19 protein-coding genes are annotated in these 23,734 nt (G+C 69.8%); 9 read left to right on the forward strand and 10 right to left on the reverse strand.

Annotation, left to right across the window (positions count from 1 at the left end; all coding sequences use genetic code 11):
* Positions 1–73 precede the first annotated feature (73 nt).
* The 3 genes from NA3_RS06330 to NA3_RS06340 all read right to left on the reverse strand — a co-directional run bounded on the left by NA3_RS06330 (position 74) and on the right by NA3_RS06340 (position 3,688).
* On the reverse strand, positions 74–2,566 hold the full coding sequence (locus tag NA3_RS06330; RefSeq protein ID WP_062962586.1) for an FtsX-like permease family protein: 2,493 nt from the start codon (positions 2,564–2,566) through the stop codon (positions 74–76).
* Positions 2,563–3,285, reverse strand: coding sequence for an ABC transporter ATP-binding protein (locus NA3_RS06335; protein ID WP_062962587.1), 723 nt, complete (start codon positions 3,283–3,285; stop codon positions 2,563–2,565). The genes NA3_RS06330 and NA3_RS06335 overlap by 4 nt, the downstream gene beginning before the upstream one ends.
* Before the next feature lie 82 nt (positions 3,286–3,367).
* Positions 3,368–3,688 (reverse strand): hypothetical protein, encoded by a 321-nt coding sequence (locus NA3_RS06340; RefSeq protein WP_062962911.1) that lies wholly within the window; start codon positions 3,686–3,688, stop codon positions 3,368–3,370.
* Between the two features lie 184 nt (positions 3,689–3,872).
* Between NA3_RS06340 and NA3_RS06345 the strand changes: the two genes are divergently transcribed.
* The 6 genes from NA3_RS06345 to NA3_RS06370 all read left to right on the forward strand — a co-directional run bounded on the left by NA3_RS06345 (position 3,873) and on the right by NA3_RS06370 (position 11,738).
* Positions 3,873–5,225, forward strand: a complete 1,353-nt coding sequence (locus NA3_RS06345) for a sensor histidine kinase (RefSeq protein ID WP_062962588.1) — start codon at positions 3,873–3,875, stop codon at positions 5,223–5,225.
* Positions 5,226–5,343: 118 nt separating this feature from the next.
* The gene (locus NA3_RS06350) at positions 5,344–5,997 is read left to right on the forward strand and encodes a response regulator (RefSeq protein ID WP_062962912.1); all 654 of its coding nucleotides are present in this window, start codon (positions 5,344–5,346) and stop codon (positions 5,995–5,997) included.
* Positions 5,998–6,063: 66 nt separating this feature from the next.
* On the forward strand, positions 6,064–8,601 hold the full coding sequence (locus NA3_RS39220) for a serine/threonine-protein kinase (protein WP_308189486.1): 2,538 nt from the start codon (positions 6,064–6,066) through the stop codon (positions 8,599–8,601).
* 40 nt (positions 8,602–8,641) lie between these two features.
* Positions 8,642–9,511, forward strand: a complete 870-nt coding sequence (locus NA3_RS06360) for a serine hydrolase (protein WP_227994996.1) — start codon at positions 8,642–8,644, stop codon at positions 9,509–9,511.
* Between the two features lie 163 nt (positions 9,512–9,674).
* Complete coding sequence (locus NA3_RS06365; protein ID WP_062962591.1) at positions 9,675–10,550, forward strand: serine hydrolase; 876 nt, start codon at positions 9,675–9,677, stop codon at positions 10,548–10,550.
* 156 nt (positions 10,551–10,706) lie between these two features.
* On the forward strand, positions 10,707–11,738 hold the full coding sequence (locus NA3_RS06370) for an ATP-dependent 6-phosphofructokinase (RefSeq protein ID WP_062962592.1): 1,032 nt from the start codon (positions 10,707–10,709) through the stop codon (positions 11,736–11,738).
* Positions 11,739–11,766: 28 nt separating this feature from the next.
* Here the strand turns inward: NA3_RS06370 and NA3_RS35475 are convergent, their stop codons facing one another.
* From NA3_RS35475 to NA3_RS06390, 4 genes are read right to left on the reverse strand one after another with little or no spacing between them, the layout of a single operon-like run.
* Complete coding sequence (locus NA3_RS35475) at positions 11,767–13,656, reverse strand: serine/threonine-protein kinase (protein ID WP_063917320.1); 1,890 nt, start codon at positions 13,654–13,656, stop codon at positions 11,767–11,769.
* A 51-nt stretch (positions 13,657–13,707) separates the two neighbouring features.
* Entirely contained in the window at positions 13,708–14,367 is a 660-nt protein-coding gene (locus tag NA3_RS06380) for a response regulator (protein ID WP_036503935.1), read from the reverse strand.
* A 7-nt stretch (positions 14,368–14,374) separates the two neighbouring features.
* Positions 14,375–15,325 carry an undecaprenyl-diphosphate phosphatase gene (locus tag NA3_RS06385; protein ID WP_062962593.1) on the reverse strand — a complete coding sequence of 317 codons (951 nt, stop codon included), beginning with the start codon at positions 15,323–15,325 and terminating at the stop codon, positions 14,375–14,377.
* A gap of 28 nt (positions 15,326–15,353) precedes the next feature.
* Positions 15,354–16,601: a sensor histidine kinase gene (locus tag NA3_RS06390; RefSeq protein WP_084491265.1), complete on the reverse strand. Its 1,248-nt coding sequence runs from the start codon at positions 16,599–16,601 to the stop codon at positions 15,354–15,356.
* Between the two features lie 284 nt (positions 16,602–16,885).
* On the opposite strand from NA3_RS06390, the gene NA3_RS38445 reads away from it, so the two are divergent.
* Together NA3_RS38445 and NA3_RS06400 are read left to right on the forward strand one after the other, a co-directional pair.
* Positions 16,886–19,636: an alpha/beta-hydrolase family protein gene (locus NA3_RS38445; RefSeq protein ID WP_227994994.1), complete on the forward strand. Its 2,751-nt coding sequence runs from the start codon at positions 16,886–16,888 to the stop codon at positions 19,634–19,636.
* 129 nt (positions 19,637–19,765) lie between these two features.
* Positions 19,766–20,215 (forward strand): MarR family winged helix-turn-helix transcriptional regulator, encoded by a 450-nt coding sequence (locus tag NA3_RS06400; protein ID WP_062962595.1) that lies wholly within the window; start codon positions 19,766–19,768, stop codon positions 20,213–20,215.
* 96 nt (positions 20,216–20,311) lie between these two features.
* On the opposite strand, the gene gatA is transcribed toward NA3_RS06400, so the two are convergent.
* Both gatA and gatC read right to left on the reverse strand, forming a co-directional pair.
* The gene (gene gatA / locus NA3_RS06405) at positions 20,312–21,784 is read right to left on the reverse strand and encodes an Asp-tRNA(Asn)/Glu-tRNA(Gln) amidotransferase subunit GatA (protein WP_062962596.1); all 1,473 of its coding nucleotides are present in this window, start codon (positions 21,782–21,784) and stop codon (positions 20,312–20,314) included.
* Positions 21,784–22,080 carry an Asp-tRNA(Asn)/Glu-tRNA(Gln) amidotransferase subunit GatC gene (gatC, locus tag NA3_RS06410; RefSeq protein ID WP_062962597.1) on the reverse strand — a complete coding sequence of 99 codons (297 nt, stop codon included), beginning with the start codon at positions 22,078–22,080 and terminating at the stop codon, positions 21,784–21,786. The genes gatA and gatC overlap by 1 nt, the downstream gene beginning before the upstream one ends.
* Before the next feature lie 395 nt (positions 22,081–22,475).
* Between gatC and NA3_RS06415 the strand changes: the two genes are divergently transcribed.
* Positions 22,476–23,129, forward strand: coding sequence for an ACT domain-containing protein (locus NA3_RS06415; protein WP_062962598.1), 654 nt, complete (start codon positions 22,476–22,478; stop codon positions 23,127–23,129).
* An 87-nt stretch (positions 23,130–23,216) separates the two neighbouring features.
* On the opposite strand, the gene NA3_RS06420 is transcribed toward NA3_RS06415, so the two are convergent.
* The gene (locus NA3_RS06420; RefSeq protein WP_062962599.1) at positions 23,217–23,732 is read right to left on the reverse strand and encodes a GNAT family N-acetyltransferase; all 516 of its coding nucleotides are present in this window, start codon (positions 23,730–23,732) and stop codon (positions 23,217–23,219) included.
* Positions 23,733–23,734: the final 2 nt, after the last annotated feature.

The raw sequence follows: 23,734 nt of genomic DNA on the forward strand, positions 1-23,734 counted from the left end.
GACCCGTTGCGGGGCGCAGTACCCGGAGTAGTCCCACGCGCCCGGCCGCGTGGGACTTCCCCTCCTGACGCGATCAGTCGACGGCGATGGCCTCGACGATCGGCATGCGGGCCGCGCGCAGCGACGGCGGGATCGAGCCGAGCAGGGCCAGGACCAGCGCGGCGGCGGCGTAGACCAGCAACAGGGGGCTCGGGCGGTACACCACGTCGATGGTCATCGCGTGCCCCATCGCCACGGTGGCCAGATACTGCACGGCCGCGCCGGTCACCAAACCCAATGCGGCCCCGGCCAATCCGATGCCGGCCGCCTCGGTCAGCACCGTGCGCAACAGGAATCGGCGGCTGGTGCCCATGGCGCGCAGCACGCCGAGTTCGCGGCGGCGTTCCAGCACCGACAGCATCAGCGTGTTCAGCAGCGCCGCGGTCGACACCAGCACCACGATCCACAGAATCGAACCGGACAGCGACGTACCCTGCTGCACCCCCTGCGATACCGCCGCGAGCGCCTGCGCGCCGGTGTCCACGTGCAGGGCGGGCGGCACCACCGCGCGGATCGCGTCGATCACCTGGGCCTTGTCGACACCGGGCGCGAAGTTGACGCCGAGGATCGTCTCTCCCGGCCGGTCGTACCACTGCCGGAGGACGTCCAGATCCATCAGCACGATGCCCGACAGCGCCGAGAAGTACGGGATCACCCGCAGGACCCGCACGGAATGGATGCCCGTCGGCGTCGGCAGCTCGAGTCGTGCGCCCTCGCCGACACCCAGCGAGCGCGCCACATCACGCGACAGCACCACGCCCTGCCCCGACGACATCTGTTGCAGCACATCGGGTCCCAGATCGGCCAGGACCGACGATCGGATATTCGCCTGATAAGCCTGCAGCATCACCCGGTCGCTACCCACGGTGGCGAAGGCCATCTGCGCCGACCCCACGTCGGCGACGCCGGGCACCCGCCGCACCGTTTCCTTCAGATCCGCCGGAAGCAGTGGGCCCGTGGGGAATTCGGCCAGCGAGGTGGGGCTGATGTAGGCGTCGCGGCGGCCGAGATCGGAGAACGAGTCCCGCGCCGAATCGACCAGATTGCTCGACGCACCGCCCATCGCGACGGTCGCGGTGACGCCGATCATCACCGTCATCGCCGTGGCCCACACACGTCGCGGAGCCCGTTCGATGGTGGTCGCCCCCAGGGCGCCGGGCGCGCCGAAGATCCGGGCGACCGCGGCCGCCAGTCGCACGATCGGGCCCATCGCGGCGAAACACAAGCCGACCGCGCCCGCGATGGACAGCGAGATCGCGACGAGCGAGACCCGCCCCAGATCAGCGCGAGCGATGACGATGGCGCCGCCGACCATGGCCACGCCACCCGCCAGCGCACCCCAGCGCAACCACGGCCCGACCGAATCGGCCTTCGACACTCCCACCGGCGCCAGCGCCTCGATGGGCTGCACCTTGTAGACCTGCCGGGCGGCGATCGACGCGGCCGCGACGCTGGCCAGCACACAGGCCGCGATCGCGAACGGAATCGCGTAGCCGGGCACCATGTATTCGGTGCGGGTGTCCACCGCCGCCACCATGGCCGAGGGAATCGTGTCGATCGACATGCGCCCGGCGAAGATCCCCACGACCGAACCGATCGCGCCGCCGATCAACCCGATGACGGCCGCCTCCACGACGAGATCACGAACCATCGGACGCCGCCGCCCGCCGATCGCGCGCAGCAGCGACAGCATCGGGCGGCGTTGTGCCACCGCCATACTCATCGCGTTGTAGATCAGAAATCCCGAAACGATCAGCGCCGCAGCGGAAGCCATCGTGGTGGAGAAGCGCACGAGCTGGATCGCGCCACCCGCCTGGGCGGCCCGCAGGCTCGGATCGGCCACCACGGCCCGGCCGTTCACCAGCGTGGTCAGCGCCGAACGCAACTGCCCCACATCGGTTCCCGGCTTCGGCACGATCTGGAGGGAGTCGACCATGCCCGCCCGGCCGGCTAGTTGCTGGGCGACGGGCAGGGTGGCGATGACGATGTGCCCGCTGTTGAGTTTGCGGGAGGTGGCGTCGTCGAGTACTCCGGCCACGGTCACCTGCTGGTTGCCCAGCGTGAAGGTCTCGCCCTCGTGCCGGCCCAGCCCCGCGCCGACGAGAACGCCGCCCGGCACCGACAGCAGTTTCGCCGCCTGCGCGCTCATCGCCCCGTTGAGTTCGCTGCCGAGCGCCGATACCGACGCGTCGGCGCCGATGAGCAGCGTGCGGTCGGCCGGGTTGCCGACCCCGGTGCGGATCATCGGCACCGCCGCCTCGACGCCGGGGACCGCGCGCACCTGCGGCACCAGATCCTGCCCGAATCCGCTCTCGGTGATGCCGGAGATCTCGAGTTGGGCCTTACCGCCCAGCGCCGAGGTCAGCCGGTCGACCGAGCCGGTCACCGAACCGGAGATGCTGAGCACCGCCACCAGCAGTCCCGCCGATACGCCCATGACCGCCATCGACATGGCGGTGCGGCCCTTGTGGGTGAACAGCTCTCCGATATTGAACAGCCGCAACCGATCCCAGCCGGCTGTGATCACGCGCGCACCACCTCGTCGCCGTCGCGAACCTCGCCGCGGCGCGCGGACACCAGCTCGTCGGAACCGATGCGCCCGTCCCGCAGGGTGATCACGCGATCGCAATATTCGACGGCGCCCATGTCGTGGGTGACCATCACCACCGAATTGCCGGCGCCGGAGATGTCGCCGAGCAGTTCCAGAATGGCGGCGCCGGTCTTGGAATCCAGGTTGCCGGTGGGCTCGTCGGCCAGGATCAGCGGCGGATCCATGATCAGCGCGCGAGCCACGGCCACCCGCTGCATCTGGCCGCCGGACAGTTCGGCGGGACGATGGTCGGCGCGATCGGCCAGGCCCACGCGGTCGAGCAGTTCCAGCGCCCGCGGCTTGGCCTTGCGCAACCCGGTGCCGTCCAGCAGTTTCGGCACCGCGACGTTCTCCCACGCCGAGAGCGTCGGCAGCAGGTTGAAGAACTGGAAGACGAAACCCACGCGGTGGCGGCGGAACTCGGATTGCCGGTTGTCGTCGAGGGCGCCGATCTCCTCCCCCTGGAAGGTGATCGAACCCGAATCCGGCGAATCCAGTGCGCCGAGCAGGTGCAGCAGCGTGCTCTTTCCGGAGCCGGACGGGCCGATGATGGAGGTGAATTCCCCCGCCTCGATGCGCAGGCTGATGCTGTCGAGAGCGCGAACCCGCTGTTCACCCACCCGGTATTCCTTGACGACGTCGGTCAATTCCAACATGGCGGTCGCCCCACCCTCTTTCTGCTGTCGGTTGCGGTGACGGCGCGGGTTCGACTGCGCCGCAACCGGGTCGGATCGTCGCTCAGCGTGCCAGGGCCGGCTCGCGATGCCAATGCCGGACCTCGTGCGCGTCGAGCACGGCACGCAGAACCGGCTGTTCGGCGGCCAGTTCCAGATAGGCCTCCGCCGGCGACTGTCCCTGCAGCTGAGCCTGGTCGAGCTTGGCGTGCAGATGGTTGTCCCACCGATACCGCAGGGCGGCAAGCACTCCGGCCGGTCCGCCGAAGAGCCGATCGCAGTCGGGCAGGTCGTAGAACAGTCCCGGGGTGGCCGGATCGACGGCCGCGCGGGCGAGCACCTCGTGCAGGATGTCGGTACGAGCGTGCTGGTCTTGCCAAGTCATCGCACCCATCTCCTCGGGCCGGGTGTCCGAACCTTTCCGCCGGACACTGTGCGACTCACGCTACGGACGCGGCCCCGCGGATACGTCGTGCCGCAGACGAGACTTCGGGTCCTACCACGGTAGGAGCGCGGGCCCTTTCCGGGAACGATGCAACGGCGCCCCGCCGGCGACTAGCCTGACTGTTATGGACCTGACCAGCGCCGACGACCGTGCGGGTGCATCGCCGCACGCGCCGCGGCGCCCGGGCCGGGCCCGCCTGGCGCTGGGGCGGGTCGCAGGTCGCCTGCTCGACCTCGCGCACGATCCGGCCGGCACGCTGCGGCGGCGGGTCGAGGAGATGTCCTACGGCTATCCCGTCTCGGTGGTGGTCACCGCGGATATCGCGGTCGTGGTGTCGGCGGTCGCGGCCGCGGCGCTGCGCAGCCAGTACTTCTCGACCGGGGTGCCCTTCCTCGCGGTGGCGCTGCTGTTCGCCTGCTATCCGCTGCTGTTCTTGTTCGATCTGCCCCCGAAACCGGCGGTGTTCGGCCTGTCCGCGCTCACCGCCCAGGCACTGTTCCTGCTGCAGCCCGTCTCGCCCGACTGTTCTCCGCTGGTGCTGACCGTGATGGTCGGCATGATCGGGGCGATCGCGCCGAAACGGGTCAGCCTGTTCTGGACGATCGCCGCGGTCGCGGAGATCGTCATCTTCTACGCACTGGGCTCCGCCGAACTGGTGCAGGTATACGTCGTGGCGATCGTGCTGGGCTGGATGGTCGGCCTGATGCTGCAATTCCAGCGGCAGTCGCTCGATCAGGAACGCGAGAATCAGGCGATCCGCTCCGCGCAGGCCGCCGACGACGAACGCCGACGGATCGCGCGCGAGGTCCACGACGTGATCGCCCATTCCCTCAGCGTCACGCTGCTGCATCTGACCGCGGCGCGGCACGCACTGGAGACCGACCGCGATGTCGACGAGGCCATCGACGCACTGGGCGATGCCGAGCGCCTCGGCCGCCAGGCGATGGCCGATATCCGGCACACCGTCGGCCTGCTCGATCAGCGCCCGTCCGCGATGACACCCGAACCGGGTCTCGAGGACATCGCCGATCTGGTCGCCGATTTCGTCGGTGCCGGGTTGGCGGTGACCTATCACCTCAGCGGCGACACCACGACGGTGTCCGCGTCGACGGGTCTGGCGCTCTACCGGATCAGCCAGGAATCGCTGTCGAATATCGCCAAGCACGCGCCGGGTGCGCAAGCGTCCCTGGATATCGCCGTGACCCCCGGCGAAGTGACCGTGCGCGTGCGCAATACGCTCCCGCAGGGCCCGGCGCCGCGCACCGGCCGCGGGATGGGGATCACCGGTATGCGCCAGCGCACGGCGACCCTGAACGGCACTCTGTCGGCCGGCCGATCGGGCGAATACTGGCAGGTGCGCGCCCGCATCCCCCTCGCTCCCGACGAGGTGTGCCCGGTGAGCGGACTCGACGATCCCCTGACGATGGTGCGCGATGCGATCACCTCGCTCACCCGCAAACGCCAGGAGGACCGGTGAGACATACTCGCGCGGCCGCTCACCGGTCCGACCGGGCGTGGGTGTGCTGCAACACACAGGAGGGCACGTGAATCCGGGGCAAACCCCACTCGCCGCCACCGATACCGCGACCACCACCGTGCTCGTCGTCGACGATCAGGAACTCGTGCGGGGCGGGCTGCGAAGGATCCTGCGCCGCCGCGACGGCTTCGTGGTCACCGAATGCGGTGACGGCGACGAGGTGCCGGCCGCCCTGGCCGAACACCGGCCGGACGTGGTGCTGATGGATCTGCGGATGAAGCGGGTCGGCGGCATCGATGCGACCCGGCGGCTGCGGACCCGCGCGGACGCGCCGCCGGTGCTGGTCCTCACGACCTTCGACGACGACCATCTGCTCTCCGGTGCGCTGCGGGCCGGTGCGGCGGGCTTCATCCTCAAGGACTCCCCCGCCGAGGATCTGATCCGCGCGGTGCGCACCGTGGCCGAGGGCGGCTCCTGGCTCGATCCGTCGGTCACCGGCCGGGTGCTGTCGGCCTACCGGACGGCGCGGCCGGTCCCGACCGACACCCGCTCCCGCATGGCGGAACTGACCGCTCGCGAACTCGAGGTGCTCAAACTGATCGGCCGCGGGCGGGTCAACTCCGAGATCGCCGGCGAACTCGGCATCTCCGAAGTAACGGTAAAGAGCCACGTCGGACACATTTTCGGCAAGCTAGGGTTACGAGACAGGGCGGCCGCGATCGTCTTCGCGTTTGACCACGGCGTGGTCGCACCCGGAGAATCGGCGTTCTGAGGGGCAGGCAACCCGGTGCGGCGCCGGGCAGGTTGGCCACCTTGCCCAGGAGTTGGAGGTTCACCGGTGGAAGTGCCGAGGTCACGGGTCGGCACGAGATTCGGCCCGTACGAGGTGCGGTCGCTGCTCGGTCGCGGTGGTATGGGCGAGGTGTACGAGGCGTTCGATACCGGTAGGGATCGCGTGGTCGCGCTCAAGATCCTGCCCGAACAACTCGCACAGGACGCGACGTATCAGGAACGTTTCCGCCGCGAATCGCAGGCGGCGGCCCGGCTGGCCGAACCGCACATCATCCCCATCCACGACTGGGGTGAGACGGGCGGCTCCCTGTTCCTGGATATGCGGCTGGTGCGCGGTGAGAATCTGCGCACGCTGCTGCGCCGGCAGGGAAAGCTGGATGCCGACCGCGCCGTGGCGATCATCGAGCAAGTGGCCGCCGCGCTCGATGCGGCGCATGCCGCCGGGCTGGTCCACCGGGATGTCAAGCCCGCCAACATCCTCGTCACCCCCGCCGATTTCGCCTATCTGACCGATTTCGGCATCGCCCGCGACGAGGGCGACAGCCCGCACACCACGGGCAGCCACGCCGCCGGTTCCTACACCTATATGGCGCCGGAGCGATTCGACTCCGGGCCCGTGACCGCCCGTGCCGACATCTATTCGCTGGCCTGCGTCCTGCACGAATGCCTGACCGGCGCGACGCCCTTCCCCGCCGAGAGCGTCAGTGTGCTGATCCGGTCGCATCTGTCGGAACCACCGCCGCGGGCCAGCGCCGCCCGGGCCGGCGTGCCCGAGGCCATCGACGGCGTCATCGCACGCGCGATGGCGAAGGCGCCGGCGGACCGGTATCAGACCGCCGGGCAGTTCGCGGCCGCGGCGCGCGCCGCGCTGGGACTGGGCGGACGTATGCCCGCCGAGCCGACGACCGCGAGCACGCCGTTCGATTCGGGGACGCCGAAGGTGTTCGGCGCGGAACTGCTCGCGAACACCCCGCGCGGCGAGGAGACCCGCATCGGCCCCAGCCCTATCGATGTGGCGGCGGCGCGGGACAACGACTACCGCCGCGCGCCGGAGCCGACGACCTTCCAGCCGTTCGGCCCGGACGGGCCGACGATTGCGGCGAACTTCCAGCCACGCGGACCCGTCGCCGCGGGCGGGGCCGCCGCGTCTGCCGGGGCCGCGCAAGCCGGTGGCGCGCAGCCTGTTTCAGCCGCCGCGTCGGGGGGCGCCCCGGTTCCGGAGGACGCGGCCGGTGCGAACCGTGCCGCCGGCACCGACGTCCCCGCGGCCACCTCCCGCGGGTACGAGACCACGGGCACACTGCGCATCATCCCGCCGCCGAGCAAGGACGAGCGCGATACGTCCGGCGATCTGCCGATCATCCGTCCCGCCGACCCCACGCTGGTCGGACCGGGCGAATTCCACTACATGCTACCCGACGAAACCGTTGCGGCGCAGTCGAAGCCGGCCACGCTGCCCAGTCTGCCGATGCGCAAACCACCCGCGTCGGCCGCGGCCGCCTCGGGACCGCCGGCGGCGGAACCGGTGCTGCCGCGGGCGGGCGAACCCACCCGCGCGTACGGCGTGAACGGGAGCGCGGACACTCCCGACCGCACGGAACAGCCTGCCCTCGAGCAGGATTCGGCACCGGGTTCCGAACACCGCACCCAACTGCTCGACCCGACACAGTTCAGCACCCGGCCCGAGGACAGCGCGCGCTCCGGCGCCGGCACCGATCTCTCCGACGAAGACCTGCAGCCCGGCGAGAAGACCGAACTGATCGACGTCTCGCAGTTCCGGCACGGCGGCACCGATCGCGCGCCCGGCGCCGAGGACACCCGGTTCCTCGACGTCTCGCAGTTCGGCACCGCGACGGAGGCAGCGGGCGACACGCAATTCCTCGACGTCGCGGGCGACGAGGACTACGACGAGACCCCGTACGACGACGATCCGCGCTACAGCGACGACGCTCGCTACGACGAGGACGCCCGGTACGAGGACGACGCCTACGACGACTATGCCGACGAGTACGCCGATGACGAGTACGCCTCGGCGGCAACGGGTTCGGACGATCGGCGCCCCGCCAAGCGATCGCGATCGGTCGCGGTCCCGGTCGTTCTCGGCGTCCTGGGTGCGGCGGTGCTGGCCGGCATCGGCGTGGTCGGCTGGCAGGTCTTCGGCTCGTCGTCGAACACCGACCATCCGGCCACCGCGGCGGGTCCGGCCGCCCCGGCGGTGACCGCCCAGCAACCGGCGACCAGCTCCGCGCCGACCACGACCGCGGCGCCGACCACCACCGGCACGTCGGCGAATCTTCCGGTCGGCGCGACGCCGTGCTCGCAGACATCGACGTCGCAGGGTTCGTTCGCCAAGACGGCGACCGGTTCCTCGGTGACCTCCTGCGGTTTCGCGGAAGCGGTGCGCAAGGCGTACGCGCAAGCGGCCGAATCCCACGGCGCGACCAGCGCGGCCACCGCAGAGGCCAGCACCTCGATCATCGCGGTGAGTCCGGTGACGGGCCGGTCCTATCCGATGACCTGCACCAGCTCGGGCAAGGTCGTCACCTGTACGGGCGGTGACAACGCGGTGGTCTATGTCTACTGACCCGACGCCCACCGGGCGCCAGGGTCGGCGGCGGTTGTTCTTGGCAGTTCTCACACTTCTCGCTTCGGCGTGCGCGGCGCACGGTGCCGCGGTCAGCACCGAGCCGGGCCTGTCCCGGCCGCCCGCCGACATGATGCGTCCGGCGCCCGTTCCCGACTCGACGTCCAGCCTGCCCAGCGGCCTGGTGGCCGGCTTCGCCAACCTGCGCGCGCAATTGCCCGGCCGTATGGGCCTGGCGGTGATGGCCGTGGGCGGCGACCGCGTGATCACGCTCGGCGACTGGACCACGGGAGTCGCCTGGTCGACGATCAAGGTGCCGCTCGCACTCGCGGCGCTGCGCCGGGATCCGGTCGGATTGGCCGACGCCGCACAGGCCGCCATCACCGCCTCGGACAACGATGCGGCCCAAGCACTCTGGATCGCGCTGGGGGGTGGTGAACCCGCGGCCGAAGCGGTCGAGGCGGTGCTGCGCGAGGCCGGCGACACCACCACCGATGTCGCCGACCGGCACAACCCGGACGCGCGCCAATCCATCGACGACCCCATGGTCTTCGGCGCCACCCCATGGAGTCTGGTCGATCAGCTGCGCTTCGCCGCCCGGCTGCCGTGCCTGCACAATGCCTCGCGGGTGGTGGATCTGATGCAGCAGATCACCGACAGTCAGAGCTGGGGCCTGGGCTCGTTCGTCGGCGCCGAGTACAAGGGCGGCTGGGGACCCGACGACGACACCGGGGCCTATCTGGTCCGCCAATTCGGGCTGGTGCCGACGTGGTCCGGCCAGCTCGCGGTAGCCCTTGCGGCGCAACCGGATTCGGGTTCCTATGATGACGCGGTCGTCATGATGGACCGAATGTCGGCCCTGCTGTCCGAACACGTGCACGAACTGCACGGCGGAGAATGCGAGCGGTGAGTGTGCACTCGTCTCATATGCGCCGTCGACGGTCGGCGCATTTGACCGGCGAGCCGCGACCGCACACAATTCCTCGTCTGACGGATGGTGCCGTGCGGGGCCATTCGCACGATGTGGAGGTGAACGGGTGCACGCACCACTCCGGCCGAGCACGAAGCGGGCCATGGCTTTTCGCGCTTGTCGCTGCGCGGCGGCATTGCTCGGAGCGAGCCTGTTACTGAGCCCGGCGGCCTGCTCGAACGCCTCCGACACCGTCACGCCGACCACGACGACCCGGGCGAGCACGTCGTCGGCTCCCGTCACGATGTTCGCGCTGCCGGGTTCGCTGGCGGCCGATTTCACCGCGCTACGACCGAGTCTCGACGGACACGCCGGCATGGCGATCATGGCGGTCGGTGGCCAGCGCACCGCGCAGATGGGCGATTGGACCACCGGGCCGTCCTGGTCGACCATGAAAGTCCCACTGACACTTGCCGTTCTGCGCACGAACGGCAACACCAGCACGTATCAGATGTCGGCGGCCATCACCGAGTCCGACAACTCCGCGGCCGACGGGCTGTGGCAGTCACTGGGCACCCCCGACGCGGCGGCCAAGGCGGTGCAGGCGGTGCTGCGGGAAGGGGGCGACACCACCACGACCGTCCCCGCGGCCCGCTCGCGCGCCGAGTACTCCGCGTTCGGGCAGGCCGACTGGTCGCTGGCCGACCAGGTGCGCTGGGCATCGCGGCTGCCCTGCCTGCCCGATGCCGACACCGTGACCACGCTGATGAGCAAGGTGGTCTGGGGCCAGCAGTGGGGCCTCGGCCATTTGGACAACACCCGTTTCAAAGGCGGCTGGGGTCCCGACCCGAGCGGCAACTACCTGGTCCGCCAATTCGGGCTGCTGACCACACCCAACGGTGACGTCGCCATTTCCCTTGCCGCACAGGCGACCTCGGGCACCTTCGACGACGGCACCCAGATTCTGAACAAGATGGCGGGGCTGATCACCAAACATCTCGACGACCTTCCGGCCGGTCACTGCGCACCCGCGCAATAGCCTCACTGCGCACCCGCGCAATAGCCTCACCGCGCACCCGCGCAATAGCCTCACCGCGCACCCGCGACGACCGCTGACCGTGGTAGCCGGTTGCTGTAACCGCCGGTTAACGGGGGCGGGGCTGCGCCGCGCGGCCAGGCGCGGCAAGATAGCGGCATGCGCATCGGAGTCTTGACCGGAGGCGGGGACTGCCCAGGCTTGAACGCGGTCATCCGAGCTGTCGTTCGCACGGCGAACGGCCGCTACGGTGACGCGATCGTCGGCTTCCAGGACGGTTGGCGCGGGTTACTGGAGGATCGCAAGATCCACATCCATAACGACGACCGCACCGACCGGCTGCTCACCAAGGGCGGCACCATACTCGGCACCGCCCGCACCAATCCCGACGTGCTGCTGGAGGGATTGGGGCGGATCAAACGCACCCTCGACGACAACGGCATCGACGCCCTCATCCCGATCGGCGGGGAGGGCACCCTCACCGCGGCCCACTGGCTCTCCGACGAAGGCGTGCCGGTGGTCGGCGTGCCGAAGACCATCGACAACGACATCGACTGCACCGACACCACTTTCGGCCACGACACCGCCGTCAGCATCGCCACCGACGCCATCGACCGGCTGCACACCACCGCGGAATCGCATCAGCGCGTCATGCTGGTGGAGGTGATGGGCCGCCACGCCGGCTGGATCGCGATGAATTCCGGCATCGCCTCCGGCGCCCACCTCACCCTCGTCCCCGAGGTACCCTTCGACGTCGACGAGGTGTGCACCATGATCAAACGCCGCTTCCAGCGCGGTGATTCGCACTTCATCTGCGTGGTCGCCGAGGGCGCGAAACCCGCCGAGGGCTCGTTCCACCTGCGCGAGGGCGGGGTCGACGAATACGGCCACGAGCGGTTCACCGGTGTGGCCCACCAGTTGGGCGTGGAGATCGAACGCCGCATCGGCAAGGAGGTCCGCACCACGGTGCTGGGCCACGTGCAGCGCGGCGGCACGCCTACCGCCTACGACCGCGTTCTCGCGACCCGCTTCGGCCTGCATGCCGCCGAAGCGGTCCACGACGGCCGGTTCGGCCAGATGGTGGCGTTGCACGGCACCGAGATCGGCCTGGTGTCGCTGGCGGAGGCGACGAAGCAGCTCAAGCTGCTGCCCAACGATCGGTACGGGGAGGCCGCCGCGTTCTTCGGGTGAGGAAGGCCGGCACTGCGCCGGCCTCCTCTCACGTCAGCGGCATCTTTCGCCACCACGCGGCGAATTCGGACTCGCTGAGGCCGTCCGAGGAATTCATGAACGAGGAATACCGGCTGCTCGCGATGACGAGACATCGGCCCCGCTCGGAGTCCGGGCCGAAGGACAGCACGACCCACCGGTAGTAGAGCGATGCGGAACTCGGCGGGTTCACGTGGCTCGTATAGCTGACGGTGCCGGTTCTCCCGCTGCCCTGCGGTGAACCGGTCAGCTGAGCGACCATTGCCTGAGCATCGGCGGACGACGCGTATTTGAGGACGGCATAACTCGGCGTGTCGCCCGAGTTCACGCAATCCCAGCCGATCGTCCACTTTCCCAGCTCCAGATCGTTTCCCGTCAAGGCCAGCAGATTCTGACCGCTCGGCTTCCGGATGCAGGAAGCCCCGCCGTATCCAAGCCTCGGGGCCGGGACCGCAAGCGCGGGAAACAGTTCGGTGATGGTGGCCGCCTGCTTGTCGAGGGCTTGGGTTTCATGCAGCCAATCCTCGGCGCTTTTGCTCTCATTCCGCTGCAGCACCACCACGACGATCGTGACGATGATGGCCACCACCACCAGGACGGCGATGATGATCGAGGCCACCATCGCGCCCGAGCGCTTCGGCGGCTGTGGGCGGTATCCCGGGCCGGGCGGGTAGCCCGGCGGCGGCGCGGAATACCCTGCGGGAGAGGGGCTTGCGGGCGAGGACATCCCAGGAGGAGGTGCTGCGGGAGAATGTGCGGCGGCCGGCATCGGCATTCGAGCGGATGCGGTATTCGAGGGGCCGGCGGTGTTCGCGGCCGGTGAATAGTGCTGTCCGCCAAGGGGAACCACGGTAGGCACGCGAGCGCCGTTCGCCGGCGGGTACCCCTGCGTATGGGTGCCGGGGTGTGGTCCGGCGGGCACGCTCGCACCGTTAGCGGGCGGGTATCCCTGCGTGTGGTTACCGGGCTGAGGTCCGGCGGGCACTCGCGCCGAGTTCTGAACGGGTGCCGGCCCGCCCGGCCGGACGAGTGTCGGGGCCGCACCACTCGCCGTCGGCATCCCCGCGGGCGCGTTCAGCGCCGCTCGTGCCGCGGCCGCGAATTCCCTACAGCTGCCGAATCTTTCGGATGCCCGCTTGGCCATGGCGCGGGCGATCACCCCGTCCATCGCCGGGGACAGTCCGGCGCGGCGCGCACTGGCGGGCGGGACCGGGAGTTGCAGGTGGCCGCGGATCACCTCGGTGGGATGTTCGGAGTCGAACGGCCCCGTTCCGGTGAGCAGCCAGTACAGCGCACAGGCCAGCGAATACTGATCGGAGCGGTGGTCGAGTTCGACGCCGGTCATCTGCTCCGGTGAGGCGTAGGCCAGGGTGGCGGTGAACATGCCGGCCTGGGTGAGGTGCGTGGAATCCTCACGCAGACGGGCGATTCCGAAGTCGGTGAGGAAGACCCGCTCACCCTTGCCGCTCACCGCCCGGGCCAGCAGGATGTTGGCGGGCTTCACATCCCGGTGCAGCACACCGTTGCCGTGCGCGTAATCCAGTGCGTCGGCGACACCGTCGATGATCTGCACCGCACGCTCGGGCGGCAGCGTCAGCGGATTCACCGTCGCGGCGTCGACGCCGTCCACGTATTGCATGCAGATCCACAGCTGATCGTCCTCGACGCCGCGGTCGTAGACGGCGACGATGCCGGGGTGGTCGAGTTGTGCGCACAGGTCGGCCTCGCGTTCGAACCGAGCGCGGATCTCGGCATCGGTGTACAGCTCGCGATTCAGCAGTTTCAACGCGGTCAGCCGGGGCAGACGCGGATGCCGCGCCAGATAGACCGATCCCATCCCTCCCTGACCGAGCAGTCGCTCCACGGTGAAGCCGGCGAACACGTCACCGTTGTTCAACACCTACGTTCCCCCTTCCGGCGACGTACCAGGTGGCGATCCTACCCGGATCGCTCAACCCGGCGTGACCAGGCCGGATTCGTAGGCGATCACCACGGCTTGCGCGCGGTCCCGCAGATCGAGTTTGGAAAACACCTTGGACACATGGGTTTTCACGGTCTGCTCGGCGACGAACAGCGCCTCGGCGATCTCGGTGTTGGACATGCCCTTGGCGATCAGCTCGAGTACTTCGCGTTCGCGCGGGGTGAGCGCGTTCAGGGCCGGTGCGGGTTTGGGGCGGGCGCGGCGGCGGGTGACATCGGCGATCAACCGGCGGGTGACCGTCGGCGCCAGCAGCGCCTGCCCCTCGGCGACGACCCGCACCGCGCGGACCAGTTCGTCGGCGGGTGCGTCCTTGAGCAGGAATCCGCTGGCGCCCAAGCCCAATGCCTCGTACACGTAGTCGTCGATGTCGAATGTGGTCAGCATCAGCACGCGCACCGGCGGATCGAATCCGGCGGCCAGGATGGCACGCGCCGCCTCGAGCCCGTTCATCTCCGGCATGCGCACATCCATCAGCACCACATCGGGCCGCAGCCGTTTGGCCTCGGCCACCGCGATCGCCCCGTTGGCCGCGTCGCCGATGACGCTGATATCGGGCTGGGCGGCCAGCAGCGCACCGAACCCCTGCCGGACCATCGCCTGATCGTCGGCGATCAATACGGTGATGGGCATACCCGCCTCAGAGGAATCTGATGATCGACAGCAGCCCGGCCACCAAGCAGTAGACCGCGAACGGCAGCAGCGTGCGGGACTTGAAGAACCGCTCCAGGAATCGCACCGCGAGCCATGCCGCGATGCCGGCGACGATCGCGCCGACCAGCGCCTGCCCGTGGATGCCGGCGGCCTGCGGACCGGCCAGTTCCGGCAGCTTCAGCACACCCGCGGCCAGGATGACCGGAGTGGCGAGCAGGAAGGCGAACTTCGCGGTGTCCTCGTGGTCGAGTCCGCGCAGCAGACCACCGACCATCGTCAGCCCGGAGCGGCTGAATCCGGCCAGCAGCGCACCGGATTGGGCCAGGCCGATGCCGAGCGCATCCTTGACCGACAGCGCCGCCAGCCGCTCGTCGGAGGGAACCTCGAGGTCCTCCTCGAGCGCCACACCGCGCGCCTGCGCGTCGGCGCGGGCCTCGTCCGCGGCGAAGCGGCGACCGTATTCGGCCAGCGACGGTGCGTTGCGCCGCCGCAGGCCCTCACCCACGATCAGCACCACACCGTTGAGGGTGAGGAAGATGCTCGCGTAGATCGGCGTCGCGAACATCGTGCGCAGCGGATGTTCCAGCAGCAGGCCGAGCACGCCGACCGGGATGGTCGCCAGCACGATTAGCCAGGCCAGCCGCTGCGACGAGGTCTCGATGCGCCGGGTGCGCAGCGTGGTCACGAAGCCGACGATGATGTCGCGCCAATCCCGCCAGTAGTAGCCCAGCAGCGCGAGCGCGGTCGCCACGTGCAAGGCGACCACGAAGGCCAGATACGGGGTGCCGTTCTCGGAGTCGCCCTCGGTGACCAGCTTCTCCCAGCTGCCGCCCAGCCAGGCCGGCACCAGCACGGAATGTCCCAGGCTGGAGATGGGGAACAATTCGGTGACGCCCTGCAGCGCGCCGATCACGATGGCTTGGAAATAGGTGAGCATCGCCGCTAAGTCTTACACGACCGCCGACTCAGTTCCGCACGCCCGGCAGGGCAGTCGCCGCGGGTGCCCCGACGGTTCCTTCCGCGACGAGAATCGGTAACCGCGCATACACCTGGAAGCCACCTTCGGAGCGCGGTCCGGCGGCCAGCATGCCGCCGATGGATTCCGCCCGCGCCCGCATTCCGGAGATACCGCTGCCGTCCGAGCTCACCACCGGCGCCCCGCCCGTCCCGGCATCGTTGGCGACCAGCACCTCCACCGCCTGCGCGGCCACCGTCAAGGTCACCGTGACGGCCGCGCCCGGCGCATGCCGCGAGACGTTCGACAGCGACTCCTGCACGATCCGGTACAGCGCGAGGCCGACGGTATCGGGGACCGCGGCGAGCGGCCCGTCGATGGTCCAGTCGATGCGCACCCCCGCGCGGCGCACGCCGTCCAAGACCGACACCACGTCCGCGGCGACCGGCTGCGGCGCGTGTTCGGGCAGCTGACCGTCGCTGCGCAGGACGCCGAGCATGCTGCGGATCTCGTTGAGCGCCTCCCGGGCGGACGCGCCGATGGAGTCGAACTCCGCGCGAGCCGCCTCCGACACGTCCGGAACCCGATAGGGCGCGGTCTGCGCCTGCACCACGACCATCGACATGTGGTGGGCGACCACGTCGTGCAGGTCGCGCGCGATGCGAGCCTTCTCCTCGAGGATCGCGCGGCGAGCGCGTTCCAGTTCGTTCTGCTCCTCCTGCCGCACCAGCGCCTGCCGCGACAGCACCAGCCAGCGCACCAGCAGGCCGAATCCGACCAGCCCGGTCATCGCCAGCGGCCAGCCGAACCCGGCCTCCGCGAACGAACTGGTGCCCGCCATGGTGGTCGCGAACAGCAGTGACGACGCGATCCACGCGATCAGCACGATCTGCATGGGCGCCCGCACCGCCACCGCGAACAGCAGTGCGAACAACACCAGGATGTGCACGACCTGGTACGGCAGATCGTTGCCCGGCTGATGCGGGATGGCCAGCGCGATCAGCAATGCCGCACCGGCCGAGATGGCCCAGCCCAGCGCCGGGTTGACGCGGATCAGCGCCAGCGGAAAGACCGCCAGGGCGGCGATGAACGGCTGCGCGGCGGCCGGAACCTGATGGGTGACGTGCAGGGTGGGCCAGCCGACCGCGAACAGAATTCCCACGACCACCACCGTCGCCATGTCGAACCACAGCCGCGCCCGGCCCGGAGTTCGCGCCGCCGCCCGCGCCTGCCGCGCCGCTCGTATCGCCCGTCTCATGGTGACGAGCCTAGGAACTTCCCTGCGATCCGTCCTCACCCCCGGGATCGACATCGCGCCCCCTACCCGGGTATGAGACCGCCGACCGCGCGCACCCCAGTAGCGGGGCCGAAATCGATCTGCAGCGGGACGTGCGCGCCGGTTCCCGATTCCTACCTTCGACCGCCATGAGCGAAATTGCGGATGGGTCGCCGCGCGGGGGCAGCAGGACCACGGTAGGCAAGGAGCCGAGCCACGGCGGCCGTCGTGCGTGGCGTAGGGATGACGGAAGGTCGTCGGCCGCGATGCCCGGTCGAGCCGGGACGTACGAGCGCTTCGTAAGTCATTGGCGGCGTGGGTATGTGCGCGGGATCGTCGGCGTTGCGGCCGTTGTCACCGCGGTGCTCGCGCTGCTGGTGTCGTTGCCGCCGGTAGCCGGGGCGGCCGAGATCGGGCCCGCGTCGGAGAACACGGCCGCACGCGATGCGGTGCGCGCCCTGACCGGTGACCGGCCGGAGCTGGCGGTGATTCCGGCGGATTTCGCTGCGACACAGGGTTATCGGCCCGTCGAGATGGCGGGTATGCCGGTCGACCCGTCCGGCGAGTGCTCCTCGCCGGTTCCGCTTCCCGCCGAATTCGACACCGCCTGCAAGGCGCACGACCTCGGCTACGACCTGCTGCGCTACGCGGAGGTCCACGGCCATCCCCTGGGCGCCTGGGCGCGCCGAGCCATCGACAACGCCCTCGAAACCCGGATGTTCGCCGCCTGCGATACGCGCGCCGACCTGCTCGCCCGCGCCCGCTGCACCACGATGGCGTCGGTCGCCACCGCGGCGGTGGATCTGAATTCGCGCCGCCAGAACTACGCCGCGCCGATGCCCGAATACCTGTTCGGCCGGCAGCTTTCCGGAACGGAACTCGGCCCGCAGGTGGTTCACATCCTGGCCCGGCTCGCCATGGTGCTGCTGATGGTGGCGGCGTTGTTCGCCATCGTCCGCCGCACCGTCCAGCCGCGTCGGGGAGGGCAAGGGACAGCGCCACAGGCGAATTGGGCGTGGCCGTGGTCGGGCTCTCGTGGCGCATCAGCCCGGCGCGGGTGGAGCCGACGCCCGGGTGGGCGTACCGGCAATCCGGCAGCGCCTTGGCCAGGTCATGACTGGCGCGTTCTCTCCGCCACACGCATCAGTGCAGCGGTATCGTGCACCGTACGAGCGGCGCGTGAATGGCTGTCGCGCAACGCTGTTCAGCTACGCAGCGTTGCCATGCGGGGTGTCGACGGGATCGGCCTATGGCGCGGCGCTCCGGCGACCGCGGCAGCGGGAGGCGGCCCCGGTGGATGGACGCCGGAGCGGGCGCGGCCGGCCGTTACGGCCCTGGAACTTTCACCGTTGCGGCGTCCGGGCGCGCGACGAGAAATCTCGCCCACCCAACCGGCGAGCGACCCACGAGGGACGGCGGCGCCGGGCACTGGCACTGGCACTGGCACTGGCACTGGCACTGGCACTGGCACTGGCACGAGCGGTAACCGATCGACGCCGCAGCACTCACACGATCCCGCCGGTTCGACTGGCGCACAGGGCAGTTCGTCGCCGGATGGTATCGCCGAGGCCACCGTCCGAACATGTTTCACACCACCGTCGCTCGGCGAGGCGACCGCCACGACACCGTCTTCCCGCTCGTCCGAGCGGGCGCGACATCCACTCGGCGCGGCGATCCGCCGCCTCGTCACCATGGTCACGCCTCGGACCGGGACGCTGATGGCCTCGGCGGCGGGGATCTCCGCCTCGCTGGCGCCGGGACTCCTTCCGCGCACCTCGCTCGCGCAGGCGTTGCTCACCGCCCTGCTGGTACTCATCGCGCTGGGTGTGGCGGGACTCGGCCGGAAGGTGTTGGGCCACTGGGCGATCGATACGGAGAAGCGGACCATGCGGTTCCGCAGTGCGATCGTGATCGCGTGCGGTGCCGTGACCGGCGCCTCGCTCATCCACGCCTGGTACTGGCAGAACCGGCTGCGGGCGGCCATGGATTTTCCGCCGGTGGGTGTCCGGTATTGGCTGCACGGGGCGATCGGCGTCGTGGCAGTGGTCGTTCCGATCGTGCTCGTGATGCGCGGATTGCGGTGGGCGGCACGGTATGTGGGACGGCTGCGGGCGACGGCGCTGGTGGCGGCCACCGTCCTGGCCTGCCAGTTCGCCCTGCTGCCGGCCGTGGTGAATTGGCAGCGCTCGGCCTTCGCCTCGGCCGACGCCGCCATGGATCCGACGGTGGTGCGACCGGTGTCCTACACCCGCTCGGGCAGTCCGGATTCGGAGGTGAGCTGGGCCTCGCTCGGGGCGGAGGGACGCAAATTCGTCGCCGAGCGCGGCCGGTCGGTCCGCGTCTACATCGGTCTGGACTCCGCACCCGATCTCGATTCCCGTGTCGCCCTGGCCCTTCGGGAGATCGAGCGGTCCGGCGGATTCGACCGCGCCCACCTGGTGATGATGGTGCCGACCGGATCGGGCTGGCTCGACGCCAACGCCGCACGCGGGCTCGATGAGCGGTTCGACGGGGACGCGACGCTGGTCGGCATGCAGTATTCGCAGGCCCCGAGCTGGGCGACCTTCCTGTTCGCCCGCGCCGACGCGGAACGCTCGGCGCGGGCGCTGTTCACCGGCATCGAACGACGACTGGCCGGCATGGCCCACCCGCCGAAGCTCTACGTCTACGGCCAGAGCCTGGGCGCGATCGCGGGCAGCGCCATCTTCGCCGACGACCGGGACGAAAGCGCCCGGGTCTGCGCCGCGCTGTGGGCGGGCCCGCCGGCCTCGGCCGTGCACCGCGGCGGGGCCACCGTCCTCGCCAACTCCTCCGATCCCGTGGTGCAGTGGTCGCCGCGATTGCTCTGGCGCGCACCCGATCTCACCGGGACCCGCCACGACGCCCCCCATCCGCCGTGGCTACCGGGGCTGAGCTGGGTGCAGACCACCGCGGATATGCTCTCCGCCCTCGGCCCGGGCCCCGGCCACGGCCATCGCTACGGCTCCGACCAGGGCACCGCCCTCGGAACCTGCTGACCTCGACGACGGCGGCCGCGGCGGGTATGGCGCCGGCTCCCACCCAGCCGACCACCGTGCCCGTCCGGCCCTCGCCGTGTGCTATACCGGTTCTCGCAGGTCAGAACTGTAAATCGGCGGAAGGACGGCATGGACAAGCCCACGAATCTGGTGGAATTCGAGACCATGCTGCTCGGCCGCTACACCATTCACCCGCGCTATCGCCGCGACGGCACCCGCCTCGATCGCAGCGCCTACCTGCTGCTCAGCCGGCTGGCCATCGAGGGACCGATGTCGATCGGGCAGCTCAGCGAGGCGTTCGGCCTCGACGCCTCCACCCTCAACCGGCAGACCGCGGCGCTGCTGCGCGCCGGACACGTCGAGCGCATCCCCGATCCCGAGGGCGGCATGGCCCGCAAGTTCCGCATCACACCGGCCGGCGAGGAGAACCTCGACGCCGAGCGCAGCGCCAATATCGAAGGTCTGGGCCGTGTGCTGGAGGGCTGGTCCCCCGACGACGTCGCGCGATTCGCCGACTATCTGCAGCGCTTCAACACCGATATCGAGCGGCTCGACGGCCGCCCGTGGCCGCGGCCGTAATCCCCGGCTCGACGATCACCGCGCGTTCGCGGCGGCGTGACTTCCTCGGTACGCCGCCGCATCCACGCCGGATCGAGCTCGCCGATCGTCCGCGGCTCAGACGATCGGACCGCGCGCGGCCTCGTAGGCGGCGCCCACGCGGTAGAGCCGGTCGTCGGCCAGCGCCGGCGCCATGATCTGCAGGCCCACCGGCAGGCCGTCGTCGGCGGACAGTCCCGACGGCACCGACATCGCGCAGTGCCCGGCCAGGTTGGTCGGGAGGGTGCACAGGTCCGACAGGTACATCGCGAGCGGATCGTTCACCTTCTCCCCCAGCTTCCACGGCGTGAACGGGCTGGTCGGCGAGACCAGCACATCGACGGTCTCGTAGGCCTTGTCGAAGTCCTGCGCGATCAGGGTGCGCACCTTCAGCGCCTGACCGTAGTAGGCGTCGTAGTATCCGGCCGAGAGCGCGTAGGTGCCGATCATGATGCGGCGCTTGACTTCCGGGCCGAACCCCGCCTCGCGGGTGAGCGACATGACCTGCTCCGCGGAATGGGTGCCGTCGTCGCCGACGCGCAGGCCGTATCGCATGGCGTCGAAGCGAGCCAGGTTGGACGACACCTCACTCGGCAGAATCAGGTAGTAAGAGGCCAGCGCGTATTCGAAGTGCGGGCACGACACCTCGACCACCTCGGCGCCCAGATCCTTCAGCTGCGCGACCGCGGCGTCGAAGGAGGCGAGCACACCCGGCTGATAGCTGTCGGAATGCAGCTCCTTCACCACGCCGACCTTCACGCCGGTCAGATCACCGCGCGCACCCGCGCGAGCGGCCTCCACGAGCGCCGGAACCGCCACATCGCGCGAGGTCGAGTCCTTCGGGTCGTATCCGGCGATCACCTCGTGCAGCAAGGCGGTGTCGAGCACGGTGCGCCCGCACGGACCGCCCTGATCCAGCGACGACGCGCAGGCGACCAGGCCGTAGCGGGACACGGTGCCGTAGGTCGGCTTGGTGCCGACGGTCGCGGTGACCGCGGCGGGTTGACGAATGGAACCACCGGTGTCGGTGCCGATCGCCAGCGGAGCCTGATAGGAGGCCAGGGCCGCCGCCGAACCGCCGCCGGAACCACCGGGGATGCGGCTGGTGTCCCACGGGTTGCGGGTCGGGCCGTAGGCGGAGTTCTCGGTGGACGAACCCATCGCGAACTCGTCCATGTTCGTCTTGCCCAGGATCGGGATGCCGGCGGCGCGCAGCTTGGCCGTCACGGTCGCGTCGTAGGGCGACACCCAGCCCTCGAGGATCTTCGACGCGCAGGTGGTCGGCATGTCCGTGGTGGTGAAAACGTCCTTGAGCGCCAACGGAACTCCCGCCAGCGGCGAGGCCACGGTGCCCGCGGCGATTGCGGCGTCGACCTCGGCGGCGGTCGCCAGCGCCTGCTCGCCGGCGACGTGCAGAAAGGCGTTGAGCTCACCGTCGACCTCGGCGATGCGCTGCAGATGCGCCTCGGTGACCTGCACCGAGGACACCTCGCGGCCGTGGATCTTCTCCGCCAGCTCGGCCGCGGACAGTTTCGTCAGATCGCCGCTCATTACTCGCCTTCTCCCAGGATCTGCGGAACCATGAACCGCTGCTCGTCGACCGCGGGGGCGCCGGACAGCGCCTCGTCCGGGGTGAGCCCGGGGACGACCACATCCGGGCGGGTGACGTTGGCGGTCGGGTTCGGCGACGCGGTGGCCGGTACGTCGGCGGCGACCTCGGTGATGACCTGCACGTGACTCAGGATCGAATCCAGCTGACCGGCATACAGATCGAGCTCTTCGTCGGTGAGGGCGAGCCGGGACAACCGGGCGAGGTGTGCGACCTCGTCGCGGGAGATGGCGGACACCGCGAATCCCCTTTCGGCAGGTTGGTGCGTGTCGATGGCGCAGGGCGCTGCGCATGGGACAGCCTAATGGGGTCAAGGCCCGGAGGCGGCAGCGGATGCGTAACCACGCAGGGCCTCCCCATTAGGCTCGGACAACACAGCCTAATGGGTCGGCCGTGTAGCCATCCGGTCACGGTCGGCTGCGCTGTTCGTTCCGGTGCTCGCCGGACACACGGTTGACATCACAACGTCATCGGAACGGCACTGGCACGGCACCCGGTGTTCGGCAGACAATGTATGTGGCGTACCTCACTGCTCCCGCTTCGAATCGTTTGCCGGCAGCAGTGGGTGTAAGTATTGCGAGACTCGGGTATACGTCCGAAAGTCTCGGTCGCACAGGAAAGGAAGGCAAGCACGTGTCATATCTGCTTCGCGTGCAGCTTCCGGATCGCCCAGGAAGTCTCGGTTCACTCGCAGTAGCGCTGGGCTCCGTCGGCGCCGACATCCTCTCGCTGGATGTCGTCGAACGCGGCGCAGGATATGCGATCGACGATCTGGTGGTGGAAGTTCCGTCGGGTGCACTGCCCGACACGTTGATCACCGCGGCCGAATCACTCGCCGATGTGCGGGTCGATTCGCTGCGTCCCTATTCCGGCATTCTCGATACCCATCGCGAGCTGGAGCTGATCGACCAGGTCGCCACCGCCCGCGACGACCGGCTGCAAGTGCTGGTCGACGGCGTCCCGCGCGTCCTGCAGGTCGGGTGGAGCACCGTGATGGACCTGGGCCCGCACGGCGGCGGCCAGCGCTTGGTCGGCAGCACCAGCGCACCCGAGACGCAGGCCGGCAGTGTGCCGTGGATGCCGCTCGAGAAGCCGACCGCCCTCGATCCCGAGGCCGACTGGGTCCCGCAGATCTGGCGGGACATGGACACCAAACTGGCGGCCGCCCCGCTCGGCAATACCGGCAAGGCGCTGCTGCTCGGCCGTCCGGGCGGGCCGGATTTCCGGCCGTCCGAAATCGCGCGGCTGGGCTACCTGGCCGGCATCGTCGCCACCGTCCTGAGCTGAATCGATTGCGGCGCAGCGCCTTTCGGCGAAAAGTGGCCGTGGGCAGCTGGGCCGGGCCGGACACTGCCCGCCTCCCGCCGCGGACGCCTACGCCCCGCGAGTGAGTTCCAGCCGCATCACGGTGAGCGGCAGCCCGGCGTCGGTGTGCCAATCCCGTTCCGGCACATGGCCGAATCCCAGCCGCTCGTAGATGCGGCGGGCGTCGGCCATCCCGGGCATCGTGGTCAACACCACCGCGGCGAAGCTCTCCGCCCGGGCCGTCTCGACGACGGTGCGGACCAAGGCGGTGCCGACGCCGGCGCCGCGAGCCCGTTCGGCGACCGCGAGCATGCGGAACTCCAGCTCACCCGGCCGTGCGATATCCGCGTACCGGGTGCCGGGCCGCGCGATGGTCAACGAACCCAGCAGATCCCCGTCGCGCTCCGCGACGAGGACCTCGGCTTCGCGCGCTCTGGTCTCGGTATCGGAAAGTTCGGCCACATAGAGACTTTCGGGATGCACATGCCCCTCGCCGACGTAGGTGTCGACCGTGAGCAGTGCGATCGCCGCGAAATCGTCCGGGCCGGCGGGGCGAATCCGTGCCCGCGTATCCAACTGGTCCATCC

This window comes from Nocardia africana NBRC 100379 (assembly GCF_001612635.1).
Classification (GTDB): domain Bacteria; phylum Actinomycetota; class Actinomycetes; order Mycobacteriales; family Mycobacteriaceae; genus Nocardia; species Nocardia africana.

Coding starts and splice junctions, on each gene's coding strand:
- NA3_RS06345 (WP_062962588.1), top strand. CDS start 3,873: ATGGACCTGACCAGCGCCGACGACCGTGCGGGTGCATCGCCGCACGCG.
- NA3_RS06365 (WP_062962591.1), top strand. CDS start 9,675: ATGGCTTTTCGCGCTTGTCGCTGCGCGGCGGCATTGCTCGGAGCGAGC.
- NA3_RS06400 (WP_062962595.1), top strand. CDS start 19,766: ATGGACAAGCCCACGAATCTGGTGGAATTCGAGACCATGCTGCTCGGC.
- NA3_RS06370 (WP_062962592.1), top strand. CDS start 10,707: ATGCGCATCGGAGTCTTGACCGGAGGCGGGGACTGCCCAGGCTTGAAC.
- NA3_RS06380 (WP_036503935.1), bottom strand. CDS start 14,367: ATGCCCATCACCGTATTGATCGCCGACGATCAGGCGATGGTCCGGCAG.
- NA3_RS06335 (WP_062962587.1), bottom strand. CDS start 3,285: ATGTTGGAATTGACCGACGTCGTCAAGGAATACCGGGTGGGTGAACAG.
- NA3_RS06390 (WP_084491265.1), bottom strand. CDS start 16,601: ATGAGACGGGCGATACGAGCGGCGCGGCAGGCGCGGGCGGCGGCGCGA.
- gatA (WP_062962596.1), bottom strand. CDS start 21,784: ATGAGCGGCGATCTGACGAAACTGTCCGCGGCCGAGCTGGCGGAGAAG.
- NA3_RS06385 (WP_062962593.1), bottom strand. CDS start 15,325: ATGCTCACCTATTTCCAAGCCATCGTGATCGGCGCGCTGCAGGGCGTC.
- NA3_RS06420 (WP_062962599.1), bottom strand. CDS start 23,732: ATGGACCAGTTGGATACGCGGGCACGGATTCGCCCCGCCGGCCCGGAC.
- NA3_RS38445 (WP_227994994.1), top strand. CDS start 16,886: ATGCCCGGTCGAGCCGGGACGTACGAGCGCTTCGTAAGTCATTGGCGG.
- NA3_RS06340 (WP_062962911.1), bottom strand. CDS start 3,688: ATGACTTGGCAAGACCAGCACGCTCGTACCGACATCCTGCACGAGGTG.